This window comes from Bradyrhizobium sp. BRP20, assembly GCF_020194215.1.
Classification (GTDB): domain Bacteria; phylum Pseudomonadota; class Alphaproteobacteria; order Rhizobiales; family Xanthobacteraceae; genus Bradyrhizobium; species Bradyrhizobium yuanmingense.
In genome coordinates this window covers 128,969-150,710 of the sequence record NZ_JADYVY010000008.1, presented here as the reverse complement: position 1 = coordinate 150,710, position 21,742 = coordinate 128,969, and the positions used below count along the sequence as shown (strand labels likewise).

At 63.4% G+C, this 21,742-nt stretch carries 21 protein-coding genes; 16 read left to right on the top strand and 5 right to left on the bottom strand.

Annotation, left to right across the window (positions count from 1 at the left end; genetic code table 11):
• From I6F33_RS20365 to I6F33_RS20345, 5 genes are read left to right on the top strand one after another with little or no spacing between them, the layout of a single operon-like run.
• Positions 1–831, top strand: coding sequence for a carbohydrate ABC transporter permease (locus tag I6F33_RS20365; protein ID WP_036005504.1), 831 nt, complete (start codon positions 1–3; stop codon positions 829–831).
• Between the two features lie 14 nt (positions 832–845).
• Positions 846–1,853 (top strand): ABC transporter ATP-binding protein, encoded by a 1,008-nt coding sequence (locus I6F33_RS20360; RefSeq protein WP_036005503.1) that lies wholly within the window; start codon positions 846–848, stop codon positions 1,851–1,853.
• Positions 1,854–1,884: 31 nt separating this feature from the next.
• Positions 1,885–2,658: an SDR family NAD(P)-dependent oxidoreductase gene (locus I6F33_RS20355; RefSeq protein WP_036023419.1), complete on the top strand. Its 774-nt coding sequence runs from the start codon at positions 1,885–1,887 to the stop codon at positions 2,656–2,658.
• 34 nt (positions 2,659–2,692) lie between these two features.
• A complete protein-coding gene (locus I6F33_RS20350; protein ID WP_225143970.1) occupies positions 2,693–4,339 on the top strand; it encodes an FGGY-family carbohydrate kinase in 1,647 nt (548 codons plus the stop codon).
• Positions 4,340–4,344: 5 nt separating this feature from the next.
• Positions 4,345–5,277, top strand: coding sequence for a carbohydrate kinase (locus tag I6F33_RS20345; protein WP_225143968.1), 933 nt, complete (start codon positions 4,345–4,347; stop codon positions 5,275–5,277).
• A gap of 9 nt (positions 5,278–5,286) precedes the next feature.
• On the opposite strand, the gene I6F33_RS20340 is transcribed toward I6F33_RS20345, so the two are convergent.
• A complete protein-coding gene (locus tag I6F33_RS20340) occupies positions 5,287–6,174 on the bottom strand; it encodes a LysR family transcriptional regulator (RefSeq protein ID WP_225143966.1) in 888 nt (295 codons plus the stop codon).
• A 124-nt stretch (positions 6,175–6,298) separates the two neighbouring features.
• On the opposite strand from I6F33_RS20340, the gene I6F33_RS20335 reads away from it, so the two are divergent.
• From I6F33_RS20335 to I6F33_RS20305, 7 genes are all read left to right on the top strand, one after another.
• Positions 6,299–7,720, top strand: coding sequence for an amidase (locus I6F33_RS20335; protein WP_225144062.1), 1,422 nt, complete (start codon positions 6,299–6,301; stop codon positions 7,718–7,720).
• 84 nt (positions 7,721–7,804) lie between these two features.
• Positions 7,805–8,755 (top strand): ABC transporter permease, encoded by a 951-nt coding sequence (locus tag I6F33_RS20330; protein WP_036005490.1) that lies wholly within the window; start codon positions 7,805–7,807, stop codon positions 8,753–8,755.
• Positions 8,752–9,639: an ABC transporter permease gene (locus tag I6F33_RS20325; RefSeq protein ID WP_036005488.1), complete on the top strand. Its 888-nt coding sequence runs from the start codon at positions 8,752–8,754 to the stop codon at positions 9,637–9,639. Before I6F33_RS20330 ends, I6F33_RS20325 begins: the two co-directional genes overlap by 4 nt.
• A 2-nt stretch (positions 9,640–9,641) precedes the next feature.
• Positions 9,642–10,655: an ABC transporter ATP-binding protein gene (locus I6F33_RS20320; RefSeq protein ID WP_225143964.1), complete on the top strand. Its 1,014-nt coding sequence runs from the start codon at positions 9,642–9,644 to the stop codon at positions 10,653–10,655.
• Complete coding sequence (locus tag I6F33_RS20315; protein ID WP_225143962.1) at positions 10,652–11,656, top strand: ABC transporter ATP-binding protein; 1,005 nt, start codon at positions 10,652–10,654, stop codon at positions 11,654–11,656. Before I6F33_RS20320 ends, I6F33_RS20315 begins: the two co-directional genes overlap by 4 nt.
• A gap of 56 nt (positions 11,657–11,712) precedes the next feature.
• Positions 11,713–13,206: an ABC transporter substrate-binding protein gene (locus tag I6F33_RS20310; protein WP_225111803.1), complete on the top strand. Its 1,494-nt coding sequence runs from the start codon at positions 11,713–11,715 to the stop codon at positions 13,204–13,206.
• Positions 13,207–13,583: 377 nt separating this feature from the next.
• Positions 13,584–15,239, top strand: coding sequence for an amidase family protein (locus I6F33_RS20305; protein ID WP_225143959.1), 1,656 nt, complete (start codon positions 13,584–13,586; stop codon positions 15,237–15,239).
• Positions 15,240–15,353: 114 nt separating this feature from the next.
• Here the strand turns inward: I6F33_RS20305 and I6F33_RS20300 are convergent, their stop codons facing one another.
• Positions 15,354–15,524, bottom strand: coding sequence for an RNA polymerase sigma factor region1.1 domain-containing protein (locus I6F33_RS20300; RefSeq protein WP_225143957.1), 171 nt, complete (start codon positions 15,522–15,524; stop codon positions 15,354–15,356).
• A gap of 170 nt (positions 15,525–15,694) precedes the next feature.
• Here I6F33_RS20300 and I6F33_RS20295 point away from each other — a divergent pair, with 170 nt between their 5' ends.
• From I6F33_RS20295 to I6F33_RS20285, 3 genes are all read left to right on the top strand, one after another.
• Complete coding sequence (locus I6F33_RS20295; RefSeq protein WP_225143955.1) at positions 15,695–16,219, top strand: hypothetical protein; 525 nt, start codon at positions 15,695–15,697, stop codon at positions 16,217–16,219.
• 298 nt (positions 16,220–16,517) lie between these two features.
• Complete coding sequence (locus tag I6F33_RS20290) at positions 16,518–17,507, top strand: ABC transporter substrate-binding protein (RefSeq protein ID WP_225143953.1); 990 nt, start codon at positions 16,518–16,520, stop codon at positions 17,505–17,507.
• 227 nt (positions 17,508–17,734) lie between these two features.
• Positions 17,735–18,121, top strand: coding sequence for a nuclear transport factor 2 family protein (locus I6F33_RS20285; protein WP_249789925.1), 387 nt, complete (start codon positions 17,735–17,737; stop codon positions 18,119–18,121).
• 302 nt (positions 18,122–18,423) lie between these two features.
• Here the strand turns inward: I6F33_RS20285 and I6F33_RS20280 are convergent, their stop codons facing one another.
• Positions 18,424–18,666, bottom strand: a complete 243-nt coding sequence (locus I6F33_RS20280) for a hypothetical protein (protein ID WP_051056887.1) — start codon at positions 18,664–18,666, stop codon at positions 18,424–18,426.
• A gap of 549 nt (positions 18,667–19,215) precedes the next feature.
• Here I6F33_RS20280 and I6F33_RS20275 point away from each other — a divergent pair.
• Positions 19,216–19,464 carry a hypothetical protein gene (locus tag I6F33_RS20275; RefSeq protein WP_225143949.1) on the top strand — a complete coding sequence of 83 codons (249 nt, stop codon included), beginning with the start codon at positions 19,216–19,218 and terminating at the stop codon, positions 19,462–19,464.
• A 475-nt stretch (positions 19,465–19,939) separates the two neighbouring features.
• On the opposite strand, the gene I6F33_RS20270 is transcribed toward I6F33_RS20275, so the two are convergent.
• Both I6F33_RS20270 and I6F33_RS20265 read right to left on the bottom strand, forming a co-directional pair.
• The gene (locus I6F33_RS20270; protein ID WP_225143947.1) at positions 19,940–20,527 is read right to left on the bottom strand and encodes a tetratricopeptide repeat protein; all 588 of its coding nucleotides are present in this window, start codon (positions 20,525–20,527) and stop codon (positions 19,940–19,942) included.
• A gap of 218 nt (positions 20,528–20,745) precedes the next feature.
• A complete protein-coding gene (locus I6F33_RS20265; protein WP_225133545.1) occupies positions 20,746–21,702 on the bottom strand; it encodes a LysR family transcriptional regulator in 957 nt (318 codons plus the stop codon).
• Positions 21,703–21,742 lie beyond the last annotated feature (40 nt).

Sequence of the window (21,742 nt, the reverse complement as noted above, 5' to 3'; positions counted from 1 at the left end):
ATGGCACGGATGGCGACGACGCGGCGGGTCATGATATCGACGGCGGCGGCCTGGCTGTTCGGCTTCCTGATCTTCTTTCCGATCCTGTGGATGGGGCTGGCGAGCTTCAAGACCGAGCTCGAGGCCTTCGCGATCCCGCCATCCTTCCTGTTCTTCCACTGGACCACCGAAAACTACGCGACCGTGCAGGAACGCAGCGATTATCTGCACCACGCGATGAACTCGATCATCATCGCCGGCGGCTCGACGCTCATTGCGCTGCTGATCGCCATTCCGGCGGCCTGGTCGATGGCGTTCTCGCCAACCAAGCGCACCAAGGACATCCTGCTCTGGATGCTCTCGACCAAGATGATGCCGCCGGTCGGCGTGTTGGTGCCGATCTACCTGATCTACAAGAGCCTCGGGCTGCTCGATTCCCGCATCGGCCTCGTCTTCATCCTCTGCCTCGGGAATCTGCCGATCGTCATCTGGATGCTCTTCACATATTTCAAGGAGATCCCACGCGACATCTTAGAGGCCGCGCGCATGGACGGCGCCACGATCGGCCGCGAGCTCGTGTATGTGCTGACGCCGATGGCGATCCCGGGACTGGCGTCCACGCTGTTGCTCAATCTGATCCTGGCCTGGAACGAGGCGTTCTGGACGCTGAACCTGTCCACCTCGAGCGCTGCGCCGCTCACCACGTTCATCGCCTCCTATTCGAGCCCCGAAGGGCTGTTCTGGGCAAAACTGTCGGCGGCGTCGACGCTGGCGATCGCGCCCATTCTCGTCCTGGGTTGGTTCAGCCAGAAGCAGCTCGTGCGCGGGCTCACCTTTGGCGCGGTGAAATAGGGGGCTGCCGGATCATGGGTCAGATCACACTTCAGGGCGTGCAGAAATCCTTCGGCCCCGTGCACATCATCAAGGGCGCCGACCTCGAGATCGCCGATGGCTCCTTCGTGGTGTTCGTCGGTCCCTCCGGCTGCGGCAAGACCACGCTGCTGCGGCTGATCGCGGGGCTCGAGGACGTCAGCGGCGGCAAGATCCTGATCGACGGCAAGAACGTCGTCGATACGCCGCCCGCCAAGCGCGGGCTGTCGATGGTGTTCCAGTCCTACGCGCTCTATCCGCATATGAGCGTGCGCGGCAATATCGGCTTCGGCCTCAAGATGGCGGGCTTGCCGAAGGACGAGATCAACCGCAAGGTCGAGGCGGCCGCCGCGACGCTGAATCTCACGCCCTACCTCGACCGCAAGCCGCGCGAGCTCTCCGGCGGCCAGCGCCAGCGCGTCGCGATCGGCCGCGCCATCGTCCGCGAGCCCAAGGCATTCCTGTTCGACGAGCCGCTCTCCAACCTCGACGCCGCGCTGCGCGTGCAGATGCGCATCGAGGTGACGCGACTTCAGAAGCAGCTCGGCACCACCGCGATCTACGTCACCCACGACCAGGTCGAGGCCATGACCATGGCAGACAAGATCGTCGTGCTCAACGGCGGCAAGATCGAGCAATATGGCTCGCCGCTGGAACTTTACGAGCGACCCGCCAATCTCTTCGTCGCCGGCTTCATCGGCTCGCCCAAGATGAATTTCGTCACCGGCGAGCCCGCTTTGCAGAAGGGGGCAGCGACGATCGGCGTCCGGCCGGAGCATCTGAAGATCGAGCGCGACGGCGGTGGCGGCTGGCAGGGCACCATTGCGGTGGCCGAGCATCTCGGCAGTGACACCTTCCTCTACGTCGACGCCGGTGCGCTCGGCATGCTGACGGCGCGCTACATCGGCGAATTGAGCCTGCATGCCGGCGACCGGGTGTCGCTGATGCCCGACCCTGCACGCATTCACCGCTTCGACGAGAGCGGCAACGCTCTTCGGGGCTGACAAGAAACGGCAAGAAGACGGAAAGACGACCATGTATCTGGAAAAATTCAGGCTGAGCGGCAAGACCGCGTTCATCACCGGCGGCGGCCAGGGCATCGGCCTCGCCTGCGCGGAGGCGCTGGCCGAGGCCGGCGCGAAGGTCATCATCGGCGACCGCGACGGCAAGGTCGCCGACGGCGCCAAAGCCAGCCTGAGGGCGAAGGGCTACGACATCGAGACCGCAATCATGGACGTCACCAACACCACACGCGTGGCGGAGGTGGCAAATGATCTCGTCGCCCGCCATGGCAAGGTCGACATCCTCGTCAACAATGCCGGCATCGCGCGGAGCGAGACGCCGGCCGAGACCGTTACCGACGAGCACTGGCTCAACGTCATCGACGTCAATCTCAACGGCACCTTCTGGTGCTGCCGCGAGTTCGGCAAGCACATGTTGAAGGCTGGAAGCGGCGCCATCGTCAATGTCGGCTCGATGAGCGGCTTCATCGTCAACAAACCGCAGGAGCAGTGCTTCTACAACGCCTCCAAGGCCGCCGTGCACCATCTGACCAAGTCGCTGGCCGCCGAATGGGGCGCGCGCGGCATCCGCGTCAACGCGGTGGCGCCGACCTATATCGAGACGCCGCTCAACGCCTTCGTGAAGAGCAATCCGAAAATGTATGACGCCTGGATCGGTGGAACTCCGATGGCGCGCATGGGGCAGGTCGAGGAGATCGCCTCCGTCGTGCTGTTCCTCTCGTCCGAGGCCGCGAGCCTGATGACTGGCAGCATCGTGCTGGTGGATGGCGGCTACACTTGCTGGTAGGCTCACCGTCAAAACGGACGGACCGGGAGAGACCATGCCGCGAGCGTATATCGGCGTCGACGTGGGGACCACGAGCACGCGGGCAGGGGTGTTTGACGAGGCCGGCACGCTGCTCGCGACGGCCCGGCATCCGATCAGGATCTGGCACGAGGCCGGCGACATCGTCGAGCAGTCGTCGGAGGACATTTGGCAGGCCTGCGCCAAATCGGTGCGCGCGGCGATGGCGGAAGCAGCGATTGCGCCGGGCAGCATCGGCGGCATCGGTTTCGACGCCACCTGTTCCCTCGTGGTGCTCGATCCGCAAGGCGAGCCGCTCACCGTCAGCACCTCCGGCGAGGCGCAACGCAACGTCATCGTCTGGATGGACCATCGCGCCACGGCCGAAGCGCGGCTGATCAACGAGACCGATGATGCCGTGCTGCGCTATGTCGGCGGCTCGATCTCGCCGGAGATGGAGATGCCGAAGCTGCTATGGCTGAAGCGGCATCTGCGCGCGAGTTTCGATGCCGCCGGTCACTTCTTCGACCTGGCCGATTATCTGACCTGGCGGGCGACCGGCGCGCTGCAGCGCTCGACCTGCACCGTCACCTGCAAGTGGAACTATCTCGCCCATGACGGCGGCGGCTGGAGCGCGCCGTTCTTCAAGCGCATCGGCCTGTCCGACTTCGTCGCCGAAAAATATGCGCGCATCGGCACCGAAATCGTTGCGCCCGGTACGCGCCTCGGCGTCGGGCTCACGCCGGCAGCAGCAGTCGAGCTCGGCCTTCCTCCCGGCACCCCGGTCGGCGCCTCCCTGATCGACGCCCATGCCGGCGGTATCGGTGCGATTGGCGGCCGTGACGGGGCAGGCGGCCCGAGCGATGTCGGCGATCGTCTCGCCTACATCATGGGAACGTCCGCCTGCATCATGGCGACGACGAAGGAGCCGTGCTTCGTGCCGGGCGTGTGGGGTCCCTATTATTCCGGCATGGTGCCGGAGTTCTGGCTCAATGAAGGCGGGCAGTCCGCCGCGGGCGCTGCGATCGATCATCTCCTCAAGTCGCATCCCGGCCATGGCGAGGCGAGCGCGGCGGCACGCAGCGAAGGCCTCGATCTCATCGATTTCCTCGAGCGCCGCATCATCGCGCGCTCCGGCGGTGCCAGCCGCGCCGCGCTGCTGGCGCGCGACGTCCACGTGCTGCCGGAATTCATTGGCAACCGCTCGCCCTATGCCGATCCCGACACGCGCGCGGTGATCGCGGGCCTTGATCTCGACACCGACATCGCCGCGATGGAACGATTGTTCGTCGCCGGCCTCTGCGGTCTTGCCTACGGGCTTGCGGAGGTCATCGAGGCGTTTGCCGCGCATGGGGTCCGCTCCAGCATCATGATCATGGGCGGCGGTGCCAGCCGCAGTCCTTTGGTGCGGCAGATCATGGCGGATACCACCGGTCTCACGGTCGCGTTGCCGCAGACGAAGGAGCCGGTGCTGCTGGGCGCCGCGATGTTAGGGGCGGTCGCCGGTGGCGCCTATGCCTCGATCGGTGAGACCATGGCCAAGATGTCGGCGCTGGGACGCAAGAGCGAGCCGACCGCGCCTGATATGGCCGCGTTTCACGCCCGCAAGCGCGAGGTCTACAAGCTGCTGCGCGAGCTCGATCGCGGCAGCCGTGCCGCGATGCGCAGCGTCGCGAGAGGTTGAAGGACATGCTGATTGCCTGCGGCGACGCGCTGATCGATTTCGTGCCGACGCGAAACGTCGAAGGGCGCGAAGCGGTGATGCCCGCGGTCGGCGGCTCCTGCCTCAACGTCGCGATCGGCATGGCGCGGCTGGGCGCGCCGACTGGTTTCGTCGGCGGCATCTCGACCGACCTGTTCGGGCGCATGATCGCCGATCATGCCTCCGCATCGAAGGTTGCACTCGATCTCGCCACCCGCAGCGACCACCAGACCACGCTCGCCTTTGTCCGCATTGTCGAGGGCGAGTCGCACTACGCCTTCTACGATGCCGAGACCGCGACGCGGAACTGGACTTACCGGCATGGGTCCATTCCGTTCGATACTGTCGAGGCCGTCCATGTCGGCTCGACCACGCTGATCAACGACCAGGGTGCGGCCGAGACCAAGGCGCTGATCGCAGACGCGCGGGCGCCGTCCACGATCTCCTTCGATCCGAATTGCCGATCGAACCTCGTCAAGGACAAGCCAACCTATCTCGCCCGCATGGTCGAGTTCTCGAGGAGTGCCGATCTCATAAAGATGTCGGACGTCGATTTCGCTTATCTCTTCGGCGAGGAGCCGTATCAGCAGCGCGCGAGCACATTGCTGGGGCAGGGGACGAGCCTCGTCGTCATCACCCGCGGCCACAACGGTGCCATAGCCTGGCATGCGCAAGCAGGGCAGATCGAAGTGCAAGCACCAAAGGTCGAGGTGGCCGACACCATTGGCGCCGGCGACAGCTTTCAGGCGGCGCTGCTGTTCGCCCTGTACAAGCAGGGTCGCATCGCCCGGCCGAGATTGAAGGACATCGGCGCGGACGAGCTCCGCCGTGCGCTGTCCTTCGCCGCCAATTGTGCCGGCCTGACCTGCACCCGTCCGGGCGCCGATCCGCCCTGGAGCCACGAGATCAATTGGGACTGATAGTCCACGTCACATCCGCGCGACGGCCTTCTCGGCACATTTGAGGAAGGTTCCGATCAGCGGACTGTGGGAGTCCCGCCGCCAACAGACTGCGATGTCGAGGGAGTCGGCGACATCACGCAGGCGTCTGAACACGACTCCGCGTGGCGCGCCGAGCTGTGCGCAGGCCGGCAAGATGGCGAGACCTTCGCCGGCCAGGACCAGGCTCATCGCCGAATGCACCGTCTCCACCCGGCTGGCGATCGGCATCACCACCTGGTGCCGACGCAATAAAGGGACGACCGCGGAGGAGGCGGGCCCATGGTCCGGATGCGGGAGTGCGATCAGCGGGCGGCCCTGCAGCCGGGCCATCGGCACCGAGCTCAAGCGGGCGAGTGGCGAGCGGATCGGCATGGCCAGCATGAAAGGCTGTGCACCGATCTTTGCCACCTGTATCTCGGGATGATTGATTGCGGGCATACACAGCGCGACTGTGACGCTGCGGTCGAGTACGCGGGCCTCGCGCGTTGAGGCGCTGAGCTCAACGAAGCTGAGGTCGACGCCGGGAACCGCGCGGCGCAGTTCGGGGATGAGCCGCGGCAGCATCGCATTCGCCAGCACGAACATGTAACCCACCGACAGCCGGCCGCGCCGTCCCGAAGCAACCGCGCGCGCGGCTTCGGCGCCGTCGGAAGCCAGCGCCAGCGCTTCGCTGGCGCGCGCCAGCAATGCCTGGCCCGCCTCGGTCAGATCCATGCCGCGGGTACCGCGGCGGAACAGCGGCGCGCCGATCTCGGCCTCGAGCTTGCGGATCTGGACCGAGAGCGGCGGCTGCGCCATCCGGAGCTGCTCGGCCGCCTTGCCGATGCTGCGCGCCTCGGCGACGGCGACGAAATAGCGGAGCCGGCGAAGATCCATTGGCATACCGAGAACGTATGGGTTGGCGACAAAAATTGTATTGGACGGCGAGTTAACAAAACTGTCATTCTCGCTGTCAATGTCTACGGGCCAATGGCGGCCCGCTTCGGAGCGTGATGTGACGATGAACGGCGATCCCTGTCTGTTGTCCGCGACCGAGCTGCGCGGTCTCATCGCGGCAAAGCGGATTTCGCCAGTCGAGCTCACCCGTGCCGTGCTTGCCCGCGCCGAGGCCCTCCAGCCCGAACTGAACTGCTTCATCACGTTGTGCGGCGACGAAGCGATTGCAGCGGCACGCGAAGCCGAGCGCAAGGTGATGGCGGGCGAACCGCTCGGCCTGCTGCACGGCATCCCCGTAACCGTCAAGGACATCGTCAATACCAACGGGGTCAAGACCACCTTCGGCGCCGTTCCCTACAAGAATAATGTGCCGGCCGAGGATGCCGTCGCCGTCGCGCGGCTGCGCAGCGAAGGTGCGATCCTGATCGGCAAGACCACGACGCCGGAGTTCGGCAGCAAGTGTCTCACCGATTCACCTTTGTTCGGTCGGACCCGCAATGCCTGGGACGCCTGCCGTTCGTCCGGCGGCTCCAGCGGCGGCGCGGCGGTCGCTGTGGCGAGCGGCATCGCGCCGCTGGCGATTGCGACCGACGGCGGCGGCTCGACGCGAATTCCGGCAGCCTGCAACGGCGTCGTGGGCCTGAAGCAGAGCAACGGCGTGATCCCGCACAGCCAGGCGCTCGACGTCTTCGGCAACCAGACCTATGTCACGCCGACCACCCGCACCGTCGCCGATACCGCGCTGATGATGCAGGCGATGGCGGGCGAAGATCCTATCGATCCCTGGTCGATCGGCGTGCCCGTGCCCGACTTCATCGGCACCGCCGCCCCGCATGGTGATTTGCGCGGGCTGAGGATCCTGTACTGCCTGACGCCGCCGGGCCGTCCGGTATCGGCCGAAGTCGCCGCCAATTTCAAGGTGAGCCTCGACCGGCTGGCCGGGTTAGGGGCCGAGCTCGAGGAATTCTCCGGCGAGGGGTTCGACATCGAGCCGATCTGGCGCGCCATCAACCACACCGTCTGGCGCACGCGCTTTGCCAAGCTTGCGGCCGAGCATCGGGGCGAACTGAGCGAGGCCTTCCTCAAGCAGCTCGCGCTCGCCAGCGAAGTCAGCGGCATCGACTATCAGGAGGCGATGTTCGCGCGCACCGCGTTGTTCCGCCGCGTGCAATCGCTGCTTGCGCGCGGTCACCTGCTGGCGATGCCGACGCTGACGCGCACCGCGCTGCCGATCAAGCAGGACCTGTTCGGCAATATCGAGATCGACGGCAGGCATTACGACAGCGTCCGGCCGCATTGGTTCCCCTGGACAATGCCGTTCAACATGACCGGTCACCCCGCGATCAGCCTTCCCTCGGGCTTTGCCCGCGACGGGCTGCCGATCGGGCTCCAACTGGTCGGCCGTTTCCGGGCCGATGCGGAATTGCTGCGCGTGAGCGCTCTGTTCGAGACGTCAAGCGACCTTCTGTCCCGCTGGCCGTCTTGAGGAGATGGAGATGCAGCAAAGAGCTTGCTTAAGGCGTCCGGACATGTTGATCGTGGCCTGGGTGAGCCCTGAAGCCGAGCGCGCATGAGCGTCTTTGTCCTCCGACGTCTGTTGACTCTGCTGGCGACGCTGGTCGGCGCATCGCTGATCATCTTCCTGGTGCTGGACGCGCTGCCCGGCAACGCCGCGCAGATGCTGATGGGCGCTGATGCTTCGCCCGACGCGGTGCGCGCGCTCACCGTCAAGCTCGGCCTCGACCAGCCGCTGGCGGTTCGCTATTTGCAGTGGATCAAGGGCCTCCTCGTCGGCGATCTCGGCAATTCCTACGTCTACGGCACCCCGGTCGGCAGCCTGATCGCCGAGCGGCTGGTGCTGACCATTCCGCTCGCGATCATGGCCATGACGATCACGGTGACGCTGGCGCTCTCGGCCGGTATCTACACCGCCGCCAACCACAACAAGCTCGGCGATGTCGGCGTGATGTCGTTGACGCAAGTGGGCATCGCGCTGCCGAATTTCTGGTTCGCGATTCTCCTGGTGCTGCTGTTCTCGGTGCGGCTGCAATGGCTTTCGGCCGGTGGCTTTGCCGGCTGGGAGGACGGCATCTGGCCGGGGATCAGGTCGCTGCTGTTGCCCGCGATCTCGCTCGCGGTGGTGCAGGCCGCGATCCTCGCGCGCGTCACGCGTTCGGCCGTGCTCGAAGTGCTGCGCGAGGATTTCGTCCGCACCGCCCGCGCAAAGGGCCTCGGCAAGCGCGAGGTGCTGTGGAGCCACGTGCTGCGGAATGCCATGATCCCCGTGATGACCGTGATGGGCCTGCAATTCGCCAATCTGCTCGCCGGCACCATCGTGATCGAGAACGTGTTCTACCTGCCGGGCCTCGGCCGCCTGATCTTCCAGTCGATCGCCAACCGCGACCTGATCGTGGTGCGCAATTGCGTGATGTTGCTCGCCGCGATGGTGGTGATCGTCAATTTCGTGGTCGATGTGCTCTATGCCTTCATCGATCCCCGCATCAAGGTGCACGACCTGTGAGCGCGCCCATCACCATCGACGCGCCCGTCGCAACGCGTCCGCTGCCGGCGCGCACGTTCTGGCGCCGCGCGCTGCGCCACCGCAGCTTCGTCCTCGGTGGCACGCTGAGCCTTCTGGTGCTGGCTTCGGCACTGTTGTCGCTGGTATGGACGCCGTGGTCGCCTTACGAAATCGACATCGCCGCAAAGCTCCGCCCGCCCTCGGCGGCGCATTGGCTCGGCACCGATTCCTTCGGCCGCGACATCGTCTCGCTGCTGCTTGCGGGCGCCCGATCCACCATCATGGTCGGTGTCATCGCCGTCAGCATCGGTCTCACCTTCGGCGTCACTCTGGGTCTGATCGCCTCGGCCCGGCGCGGCTGGACGGAGGAGATCATCATGCGCTTTTCCGATTTCACCTTCGCCTTTCCGGCCGTGCTGTCCGCGATCATGCTCGCCGCCGTCGTGGGGCCGGGCATGGTGACCTCGATCGTCGCGATCGGCATCTTCCAGATCCCGACCTTGACCCGGCTGACGCGCGGCTCGGCCAATGCGATCTGGGCGCGTGAATTCGTGCTGGCGGCACGGGCGGCGGGCAAGGGGCGCTTCCGCATCACCATCGAGCATGTGCTGCCGAACATCCTGTCGATCCTGATCGTGCAGGTCACCATCCAGTTCGCGCTCGCCATTCTCGCCGAGGCCGCGCTGTCCTATCTCGGCCTCGGCACGCAGCCGCCGCAGCCATCCTGGGGACGGATGCTGAACGATGCGCAGACGTTGCTGTTCCAGTCGCCGATGCTCGCGGTCTATCCGGGCGTTGCGATCGCAATCTCGGTGCTCGGCCTCAACCTGCTCGGTGACGGATTGCGCGACCTGCTCGATCCCCGGCTGGCGCGGGAGCGATGACGATGGCCGAGCGCTCCAACATGCCGCTAATCGAGGTCGACAATCTCGGTGTCCGCCTCAACACCAGCCGCGGGCCGGCGCAGGCCGTGCGCGGTGTCAGCTTTGCGCTGACGCGCGGCGAGACGCTCGGGCTCGTGGGCGAGTCCGGCTGCGGCAAGTCGGTCACGGCGTTGTCGTTGATGGGGTTGCTGCCGGACAGCGCCGTCGTGACCGGCAGCATCAAGCTGGACGGCGATGAACTCGTCGGACTTCCGGATTCCGACTATTGCCGCCTGCGCGGCAACCGCATCAGCATGATCTTCCAGGAGCCGATGACAGCGCTCAATCCGATGCATACGATCGGCAACCAGGTCGCCGAGCCGCTGCGCCGTCACAAGAATTATTCGGCGGCGCAGGCTCGTCGGGAAGCAATCGCCTTGCTCGACCGCGTCGGGCTGCCCGACCCCGCGCGTCGTGTCGATGCCTATCCGCATCAGTTCTCCGGCGGCCAGCGCCAGCGCGTCACCATCGCGATGGCGCTCGCGTGCGAGCCGGACCTGTTGATCGCGGACGAGCCGACCACCGCGCTCGACGTCACCATCCAGGGCCAGATCCTCGACCTCATCGCCGATCTCGTCGAGGAGCGCGGCATGTCCATGATCCTGATCTCGCACGACCTCGGCGTCATCGCCGAGAACGTCCAGCGCATGATGGTGATGTATGGCGGCACCGTGGTCGAGAGCGGCCCGACCGACGAGGTGTTTCGTCGCATGGGCCATCCCTACACACAGGGCCTGTTCCGTGCCCGGCCCAAGCTCGGCGCGCGCAAGGGGACGCGGCTGAAGACGATCTCCGGCACGGTGCCGGAGCTTGCCGATCTGCCGTCCGGCTGCACCTTCTCCGATCGCTGTCCGCTCGTGATCGACCAGTGCCGCGCGGCGCTGCCGCCGATGGTGGACGTCGGCCCCGGCCATTTTGCGCGCTGCATCCGAACGGACGTGTCGATAGCCGAACGCGTCGGAGCGCTGACCGCATGAGCATCGCCCCGCTTCTCGACGTCAGGGATCTCGAACAGCGCTACACGCTGCCGCGCGAGAGCCTGTTCCGTCCGCCGGGGCAGGTGCGCGCGCTCAACGGCGTCAGTGTGCAGGTCCGGGCCGGCAAGAGCCTCGGCATCGTCGGCGAGTCCGGCTCCGGCAAGTCCACCTTCGCGCGCGTCGTGATGGCGCTGGAGCGGCCGACCGCAGGACAGGTCGCGCTGCTCGGGCGCGATCTCAACCGCTTGCCGGCCGACGAGCTGCGCCGCGCCCGGCGTGATTTCCAGATGGTGTTCCAGGATCCCTACGGCTCGCTCGATCCGCGGCAGACCATCGCGCGGATCGTCGCCGAGCCGCTGACCGTGCTGGAAGGTGCCGACCGCACCACGTTCCGCGACCGCGTCGCCGCGGTGCTGCGCCAGGTCGGCTTGCGCGATGCGGACATGGAAAAATATCCGCACGAATTCTCCGGCGGCCAGCGCCAGCGCATCGCGATTGCGCGTGCGCTGATCACCCAGCCGAAGCTGATCGTTGCCGACGAGCCGGTCTCGGCGCTCGATGTCTCCGTGCAGGCCCAGGTGCTGAACCTGATGCAGGACCTCCAGGAGCAGTTCGGCCTGAGCTACATCCTGATCAGCCATGACCTCGCCGTGGTCGACTATCTCTGCGACGAGGTCGCGGTGATGTATCTCGGCCGCATCGTCGAGCAGGGGCGGCCAGAGGATTTGTTCGAGCGCTGCGCCCATCCCTATACGCGGGCGCTGCTGGAGGCGGTGCCGCGGGCTCGCGCCGGAGGTGGCCGGCGCCGCCGCGGGGCCCAGGCGATCGCCTCGCACTCGGCGGTGACGACCGGATGCCCCTATGCATCGCGCTGCCCGCTTGCCGACCAGCATTGCCGCGAGGTTCCGCCTGCGTTACGCAAGGTGGGCGAGGGGCACCTTGCCGCCTGCCACAAGGCCGAGGCCGTGATGGCGTTGCCGCAGGCGGCCATGGAAGGTTAGTGTTCGGGGCAGGATTGGCGTTAAGCTGGAAACAGGATTGGCCGGGGAGTTCGCGCATGTTCAGGAAACTATCGATCGTCGCATTTGCCGCTGCGCTCGTCGCGGCGCCTTTGCCGGTGCTGGCGCAGAGCAAGAAGGACAGCGTCGTCATGGGGATGACCCTTGAGCCGCCGGGGCTCGACCCCACCAACGCCGCCGCGGCCGCGATCGCCGAGGTCACGCTCTACAATATCTATGAGACGCTGACCAAGATCAACGAGGACGGCTCCACCTCACCGCTGCTCGCCGAGAGCTGGACCGCGTCGCCCGATCTGAAGACCTATACGTTCAAACTGCGCAAGGGCGTCAAATTCCACAATGGCGAAGCGTTCGATTCCGCGGCGGTGAAGTTCTCGTTCGAGCGCAACGCGGCGCCCACCAGCACCAACAAGGACAAGAGCCTGTACCAGGCCTTCGAGAAGGTCGAGACGCCCGACGCCGACACCGTCGTGATCACGGTGAAATATTCCGAGCCGAACCTGCCGTTCCTGCTCGGCCAGGCGGGCGGCTCGATCGTCGAGCCGAAGAGCGCTGGCACCAATGTCACGCAGCCGGTCGGCACCGGACCATACCAGCTTGGCGCCTGGGCCAAGGGCTCCTCGATCACGCTGAACAAATGGGCCGACTACCGCAACGCCTCCGCGATCAAGCTGTCGAAGGTGACGATCCGCTTCATCTCCGATCCGGCGGCGCAGGCCGCGGCGTTGCTCTCGAACGACGTCGACGCATTCCCGCGCATCGCGACCCGCGTGGTTGCTCAGTTCAAGTCTGATCCGCGCTTCACGGTGCTGATCGGCGGCTCCAGGGCCAAGACCATCGTGGCCATCAACCACCGCAAGAAGCCGCTCGACGACGTCCGCGTTCGCCGCGCCATCCTCGCCGCGATCGACCGCAAGGCCTTGATCGACGGCGCGGTCGAGGGTTACGGCACGCCGATCGGCAGCTTCTACACGCCGGGATCGCTCGGCTATGTCGACACCACCGGCATCAACCCGTACGATCCCGAGAAGGCCAAGAAGCTGCTGACTGAAGCCGGCGTCACCACGCCGCTCGAACTGTCATTGAAGCTGCCGCCGCCGCCCTATGCGCGGCAAGGCGGCGAGATCGTCGCGGCCCAGCTCGCCAAGGTCGGCATCATCGCCAAGATCGAGAACGTCGAATGGGCGCAATGGCTGTCGCAGGTGTTCGCCGGCAATGGCCCGCACAATTTCGATCTCACCATCGTCAGCCATGTCGAGCCGTTCGACCTCGTCAAGATCACGGAGCCGGATTACTACCTCGGTTACAACAACGAGAAGTTCAACGCGCTCTACAAGCAGATCGTCTCGACGCCGGACGAAGCCGGCCGTGCCAAGCTGCTCGGTGACGCCCAGCGCATGCTGGCGACCGATGCAGTCTCGGCTTACCTGTTCCAGCCACAATGGCCCACCGTCATCAACAAGAAGCTGAAGGGCGTCTGGAAGGAAGTCCCGCAATTCGAGAACGACTTCTCCGCCTGGTATTGGGAATAGGCGAAGGGGCGCGCCGCTGAGGCCGCGCGCTGCCTTTCTTCCCCTCTCCCCTTGTGGGAGAGGGGGGCTCGCCGTGCAGCGGCGAGACGGGTGAGGGGTTCTCTCCGCGAGCACATCTCTCATCGGAATTCGCGGAGAGATACCCCTCATCCGGCGCTTCGCGCCACCTTCTCCCACAAGGGGAGAAGGAAGACGCCAAACAAAACCTGAAAAACAACCCCATGCACAGTAGCCGGGGTCAGTCATTTCAATGGCTTGCACGTTGCGCCTGTGTGATCGACGCGATGCGCCCGAAAGTTGACCCGTCGGGCAAAACACTGGCATGATGGCATGCTCGAGTCTCGTGGTGGAGACGCGCGCCGTCGGTCGAGGCAGCCGTGCAGAAATCATCCCGCCGCAATGCCGGCATTGCCGCGGCGGCCGTCAGCGCCGAGGCGCCGATCTCCCCAATGCTTGATCATGCAAGGCTCGATCATGCGTCGATGAGCGATATCACTCATGCCCTGGCCGATGGGCATGTCACTGCCACGGCGCTGGTCAAAGCCTTTCTCGCGCGCATCGAAGCCTACGACCGTAACGGACCGCAGCTCAACGCGGTCCGCGCGCTCAATCCCAACGCGCTCACGATCGCGGGCAGGCTCGACGGCGTCAAGCCGTCGGCCAAGCGGCCGCTGGCCGGCATCCCGGTCCTTGTGAAGGACAACATCGCGACCGGCGACGCTCAGCCGACCACGGCGGGCTCGCTGGCGCTGGAAGGCGCCCGCGCCCGGGACGATGCAACGCTCGTCAAGCTGCTGCGCGAGGCCGGCGCGGTGATCCTCGGCAAGGCGAATCTGACCGAGTTCTCCAACATGCTCGCGGTCGACATGCCTTCCGGCTATTCGTCGCTGGGCGGTCAGGTCAAGAATCCCTATGCGCCGGCGCTGGCCGACGATCACGGCATCCCCGTCGTGTCCCCGGGCGGCTCGAGCGCGGGTTCGGCGGTCGCGGTGGCGGCGGGCTTGTGTGCGGCCTCGATCGGCACGGAGACCTCGGGCTCGCTGCTCTTTCCCGCCAGCCAGAATGGCCTCGTCACCGTGAAGCCGACGGTCGGGCTCATCAGCCGTGCCGGCATCGTGCCGATCTCGCATAGTCAGGACACCGCGGGGCCGATGACGCGGACCGTGCGCGACGCGGCGCTGCTGCTCAACGTGCTCGCGGCCAAGGACCCGCTCGATCCGGCGACGCAAAAGCAGCGGCGGCCGGCCGATTACACCGCCGGTCTGACGCGCGATGCGATGAAAGGTGCGCGCATCGGCGTGCCGAGCGATCCCGCCGATCCGCTGAATGATCCCTTCTTCCGCAAGCTGCCCCCCAAAGGAGCGAAGGTGGTAGGGGAAGCGATCAAGGTGCTGGAGGATCTCGGCGCCGTGATCGTGCGCGCCAGCATTCCGACAGCCGGCTGGATGAGCGGACCGGGTACGATCATGGCCGTGCTCAACCGCAATCCGCTGAGCGCCAACAGGGGCAATGCGGTCGCGCAGCGGATCGTCTTCATCTACGAGCTGAAACGAGATCTCAACCTCTACCTGAGGGATTGGGCGACCAACACCACCATCAAGACCATGACCGACATCGTGACCTTCAACGAGGCCAATGCGGGCAAGGCGCTCCGCTTCGGCCAGGACAACTTCCTCGCAGCCGACCTCACCCGGGGCGACCTAAGCGAACGCGAGTACAAGGCGGCACTCGCCATGGACCTGCTCAGCGCCAAGACCCGCGGCATGGATGCCTACATGAACCAGCACAAGCTCGACGCCGTGCTGTTCCCGGGCAGCGAAGGCGCCGCAATCGCCGCCAGGGCGGGCTATCCCAGTGTCCTCGTGCCGTGCGGCTTCGTCGCCGGCGTCGACGGCAAGGACACGCCCGATTATCCGTTCGGCGTTACCTTCGCAGGCCGCGCCTGGAGCGAACACAAGCTGCTGCGTCTGGCCTACGCGTATGAGCAGGCCTCCGCCAAGCGCAAGCCGCCGCCTGGCTTGCCGGCGCTTTAGAGTGCACTGTGCATGTGCCGGTTGGTGGCGGTGGCATGCGCTGACAAATCCGCTGTCAGTTCCCACCGATACAGCGGACGCACCGACCTGCCATGGGGCGGGCGTATTGCAGACCTACTCTCCTTCAATCCAAATTCCTGCTTCGCTAAGGGCGCTTAGAATGCGGTCGATGTCTTTCCGGTCCAATACTCGGCTGTCACACAGCTCATTCAACTCATCGAAGGTAATCTTACCGTCACGTTGACCGATTTCGATGGCTCGTCGACTGATTTCGGACACGCTCATGCTCTCTCCATTTCAGCAGCCTCTACTATAATGGGAGAGAGTCGGGTTGTGGCCCTTAGCCGAACCGGGCTGAGGCATTTGCGATTTCGGCTGAGGGAGCCAGAGCGGACGCGGGGCTTGAGCTTGCCCGACCGCCGCTTTTGACTCATAGCGGACATCCTGCTTCGCTGATGTTATTCCTGATCGCTGGGAAGCCGGGAAAAGCTCGACGGATGCATTGTAGCGCTTTCGCGGCCATCCGCATTCTCTGGGATTTCAAGTCAGTGAGTGATGTTATTCGCGAGATAGTTGCCAGGCTTAGGTCGAAGCATGCCAACGAAATGAGTTCGCGGCTTCCATCCGCCGAGCGCGAATTTGAACCTATTAAGAGTCTGTATAGCCAAGCCGAATTTGTAGGCTGGACCGTAGAAGGTGGCCTGTCAGCCAGCGAATTGCTGAACGAACTTGGGTTTGCAATAGCCGTAGGGTTCTACAGAAATGAACTTGATTTTGATTTCTGTGATCGAGTGGCAAACGACCTATTTGCGACCATGAATTCGTTATGCCCTGGCGGAACAGATCTTCTGATGAGTGTCTTCCTCGCCTTCGATAGTGGCGAGTACTACCACGATGAGAACCACAGCATTCATCCGGTGGATAGGTTTACACGGCCAAGGATCGCCGAAATTGTCGAAGAGCGCATGCCGAAGGTCTGACGAGGCGAGCACCGACGATATGACCGGTACTCACTGGCCGCCAAGGCCCTCGCCGAGCGCTATGCATCCGCCTCCAAACAAGCACTGTCTTTGTCCGCTTGTGGCCCATCTGCGAAGTTGCGCTGCGTCTCACAGAGGTCTGCTTATCGCGGCAGAGCGGACCAGATTTGCTCAACCTGAGTTCTTCGCATTTTGACCCTTTGAGACATCAGCCACCTCCCGCCGACGCTATCCCCGAACCCCGTTCAGTGCGATAATTTAAATTGGGACCAACGTTCTCCTGATCCGGGAGACAACCATGCGGCGGCGGCAATTTGTTAAATTCATTGGCGGCGTGGCACTTGCTTGGCCGCTCAGTGCCCGAGCGCAGCCGGTGGGCAAGTTATACCGTATTGGTTATTTCAACGCGGGCGCCGCAGCTGCGCAGGGTGGCGTCGGACTCGAACGAGCTTTCGCTGAAGCCCTCCGTGAGTTGGGCTGGATGGAAGGGACTAACGTTGCCTTCGAGTACCGATTCGCAGAAGGTCATTCGGATCGGCTACCCGGCATGGCCACAGAGTTGGTGCATCTCAAGGTCGATGTCATCGTTGCAAACGGAACATTGGCATCACTCGCCGCCAAGCAAGCCACCTCGACGATCCCCATTGTCACGGCGCCTGCTGGCGATCCACTCGGGAGCGGGCTTGTTCCGAGTTTGGCGCACCCAGGCGGGAATGTCACAGGTTTGAGCCTAATGGCTCCGGATTTGGGCGGGAAGCGGTTGGAGCTACTCAAGGAGCTTCTGCCCGACGTCTCCAGAGCGGCCATCCTGTGGAATGCTGCCAATCCCTATGCGGCGGATGTGTTCAGAGAGACGGACCGTGCCGCCCGGACATTGCGAGTTACGCTCCAATCGCTTGAGGTGCGCAGCCTCGATGATTTTGATACAGCGTTCGAGGCTGCCAAAGTCCAACGTCCAGAGGGCCTGATTACGGTCGAAGACCCACTCACCGTTCGTTATCGAAAACAGATCGTCGACTTCGCAGCGAGAAATCGCTTGCCTGCCATCCACGGCGTTCGGGAGTTTGTGGAGGCTGGAGGCCTCATCGCTTATGGCGCGAGCCTATCGGATTTGTCCCGGCGCGCTGCGACCTACGTAGACAAGATCCTGAAGGGCACCAAGCCTGCGGATCTTCCAGTTCAACAGCCAACTAAGTTCGAGTTTATTGTCAATCTCAGCGCTGCCAAGGCGCTCGGGCTGACCATGCCGCCATCGCTGCTCGCCCGCGCCGACGAGGTCATCGAATGAGGGCGTAGTTTGCTGTGGAGCATGAGTCCGTTGCTGGCCCGACGGCGAAGTTCGGTTTGGATCAGAAATGGGCTGCTAATAGGGGCACATCGGAAGTGAAGCGGCGCCGTTCAAACCGGCGCTTTTGATCCGCAAGGCGACATCGACCAGACGCCTAATCGGCCCTTCAACTCACCTGTGTGCCCTTGTGTTATTGTATCCCTTCCGGGAACTCGATGGAGGGAAGGATGGACATTCGATCGAAATTGACGGCGCTGTGTGAAGCATTCAACGCGCACGACTTGGATTCCATCATGGAGTTCTTTGCTGACGATTGTGTCTTGGAGATGCCGAGGGGAACCAAGCCTTGGGGCTCCCGCTTCGAGGGCAAACGCAACGTACGAGACGGGCTCGCGACGCGCTTTGAAGGCTTACCGGATGTTCACTACGGCGACGCCGAGCATTTTGTTGATACGATGGCAAACACGGGCATTTCAAAATGGACGCTAACGGGCACGACCGGCGAAGGAAAAAGGATCGAGGTCCGAGGATGTGACTTTTACACTTTTCGCGCGGACGAGGTGATCCGCAAGGACTCGTATTGGAAGATTGTTGAAGGACCTTCGTCAGCCTAACGACGCACATGTCCGAATGTGGCCCAGAGGTGCAGGTCCAGGCAGCGTCTCTGTTGTCGGCTCATCGGGGGAAATCGGAAGTAACCTGCGTGCCGACAATTGGCGCTCATGACCCATATCGGACTTACTGCCGTTCTCAGTTTGTATATCCGATGGACTAGGCTTACCCGGTAGGGAACCGATCTTACCTGTTCGCGAACCCGCAAATCTCCCAATGGACCTGAAGTAAGACCGGACAGAGGCCGCCGAGCTAAGCTTGACCTGCGCGCGCGCGGACGGCAGAGCGCGCAGGCAGAACGCTTTCATACATTTCCTTTCCAGATCAGCCACCGGTAGACGCCGAACACGTTGATAAGTGTCACCACCACGTTTTGCACCATCAGCGCATATTCCGCTGTTAGATAGCCGACGACGATCCAGATCACCGATGCACCGCTCAGTACGACGAAGGCCCAGCCGGTAATGAGTGGCCGCGCCCGGGCAGCTAGGATCAGCCCGGCGCCGATCGTGCCGACTGTCGCCACCCAACGCAGGATTTCATCCATGACGCGTGTGCTCCCCGAAAACCGACGTCGGAGCGTCGTTCCGCGATTTGCCTATACGGACGCAGTCACAGGCAGGCCGCCGGAGTGGAACTTTCCCTCTCGTGCCGACCACCATGCGACCCCCGCCCGAGCGACTTGGCCCCACAGTGGCGGCGGAAGGTCAGAGCACCACTGTGGTGATCCCGTGCGGTATCAACTCCGCTGCGCCGAAATCGGAAGCTCCTTTTTTCTCATCCCCGAACCGCGTTTCCATCAACCGGCGTGCGGCACATTGCCCCGGGCTGCCGAAATGAAATCTGAGCCAAGGACTTATCTGCGCAACGAGGTGATCGAATGAGCGCGACTTCCGCTGTTGGCCCATCTTCCGTTAGGGCGTAGCGACGAGTTGTCCGGAGCGGGGTAAACCGGAAGCGCCCCGACTGCTGGGCAAACCGGCGGCTTTTGACCCGAAGCGGACCTCGCTAGATTTCTCTCAACTGCGAGCAAAGCTGCTAACTCAACGGAAGGTTTGCCGGGTGAATGATCCACCGGCCGGATCGGAGTAGCAGGATGATAGATCGCGCAGCACGCGACCAGCTTTCAGGAAACCTTAGACAGCTGATTGCCGGCTCGATTACCAACGATCAGTTTGAACGAACTATGCCGGTGAACGACGGGGACCCAGCGATCTGGGCGATTACAGACATGTCGTGGCTCCTCTACAGCGATATGAAGGAGCATCGCTTGGTCCGACGTCACCGCCTCGATCCGGTCTGGAAACGTGCTGCGCTGGATATTGTTTCTCGACGGCGACTTTGAGTACCGTTGGCCGAAGATTTCATTGCCCGGCCTCCACCCGATGCGACGTGCCCGCCCGATGTGGTTGAGTTGGCACAATACGATTTCTCACGATCGTGCCTCCGGCTTTCTTGCGGCTGGAGATTACAATGCTTGGCCGTTCATTTCCCGTTTTGAGTACAAGCATGCCTTGAGGCATCCGAGACGTCTGGCCGGAAGGCCAAGGTAAGGGCCTAGTTGTAGCGTAGAGACAGCATTCATGAGCGAGAATCTCGACACGGCCGAGCGATGTGCTCAGATTTCGAAGGCCGCGAATGATGAAACTATCCGGTCGATATTTGCCCGGATGTCTGAGCTGTATCGTGAGTTGCACGAGCAAGAGGAGAGGCTTGCGGATTGGAAGAGGCAGCAGGGTCCTACTTCAACATTTGATTTCATATTCAAGAAACCTCGCGATTAGCGCAAGCTTTTGACCCGAAGCGACTTCAACCGCCGATTAGCTGCTCTCACGAGGTCTGCTCTTTAAGCGATACAGAAGCACCTCGTGGAGTTCGATCTTCTGCTCTTGACGAAAAATTTGCAGGAAGAACGAAAACGCTTCAATGACGAGCCTGACGGCAAGTACAGTTCTGAAGGGTTGATGCGCGGTTCTTCTCAGTTGCGCCAGCTTGGCGAGCTTACCGCCGAGGCAGCCGTTTTTGTAGGATCGGTCGTACCACACGGCGGCTCTCAACTGGTTCAAGCGCCCGTCTTGGGACTGATAGTGCGTCGCGAGCCAAAACTGTGCGTTCCAATTATCCTTGACGGCGAGCTTGCGAAGTTCTCGTACCCCCTCCGGGACACCGCGAAGCTGAAGGAAGCGGGCTCGATGTAAGACACCGTTCTCCTGACCAGATGAGGCGGCACGATCAAACCAGTTCCATGCCGTCACGAGATCGGGGGCAACGGCATCGCCTCGGGCATACTCCCAGGCGAGGGCCAACTGAGCGTCCACGTCGCCGGACGATGCAGCAGCGATCCATTCAGGAATCTTGCTACGACGCTTGGTGAGATTGTCAGCGCGGGCCGTTAGTGAAAGTCGCATTCGTTCAAGGCAATATCCCTGCGATCCTCGGATTTTGTCACAAAGGAAATTAAGGAAACACCACTCTGCGGCAAACAATTGGAAGCGACGTTTGTCCGCTTCTGGCCCCTGAGCCGAACAATGCTGAGGCCATCGCAATGTTGGCTCTCAGGGCTAGACCGGACGCGGAGACGTGCTTACCTCGCTCCGCTTTGTGACCCCTTCCAGACGTCACACGCTCAACGGAACGAACCAGTTTCCGTGGTTGCCGAAGGGGCGAGATCGGCGTTTCGAAAGCGATCAGCGAGCGCAAAGACGTCCGCACGCTCGATGATCAGATCGCGGAACAGTCGTGCCCGGTGTGACATCCATTGCGGGTCGGGATAGACGACATGCATGGGCAGCGGCGGCACGACGAAGTCGGGCAGCACATGGACGAGACGGCCGGCCGCGATGTGCTCGACGGTGCACCAGTTCGGCAGCACGGCGACGCCTATCCCCTCCAATGCAGCCAGCGTCATCACGTCCGCATCGTCGCAGGTCATCGCCGGCGCGATGTCCACGACGTAACGGCCGGTTTCGGATTCGAACGTCCACTGATTCTTCTGCGACAGGCGCGAGTAGGTGACGCAGGGCATGCGGCGCAGATGATCCGGCAACGAGGGTACCTGATGACGCGCAAGCAGCGCGGGCGCCGCCACCAGCAGGCGTTTAATGGTGCCCACCCGCCGCGCCACCAGCGAGCTCGAATTGAGGCTGCCGATCCGTATCGCAAGCTCGGTCCCGGTTTCGATGAGGTCGACGAACTGTTCCGTAAAACTGACGTCCAGCCGGACATCAGGATAGCGGCGGGTATATTCGGCGAAGATCTCACGGAAGAAGAAGCGGCCGAACGAGGTCGGCACCGTCATGCGCAACGTCCCTGACGGATTGCCGATCCGGCTTTGCGTCGGCGCGCCGGCGCTCTCGAGCAGCGCGACGATGTCTTTGGCGTATTTCAAGACGCGGTCGGCTTCCGGGGTCGGCCGCAGCTTGCGCGTGGTGCGCACGAACAGTCGGCAGCGAAACTCGGCTTCCAGCAGCGCGATGCGCTTGCTGATCGCCGGCTGACCCAAACCGAGGTCGTCGGCGGCCTGGGTGAAACTCCCTGCCTCCATCACCCGGATGAAGGTCTGCAGCGCCTCGATCCGGTCCATTCATTCCTCGCCGGAATTTATATTATTCTGACCATTCCAT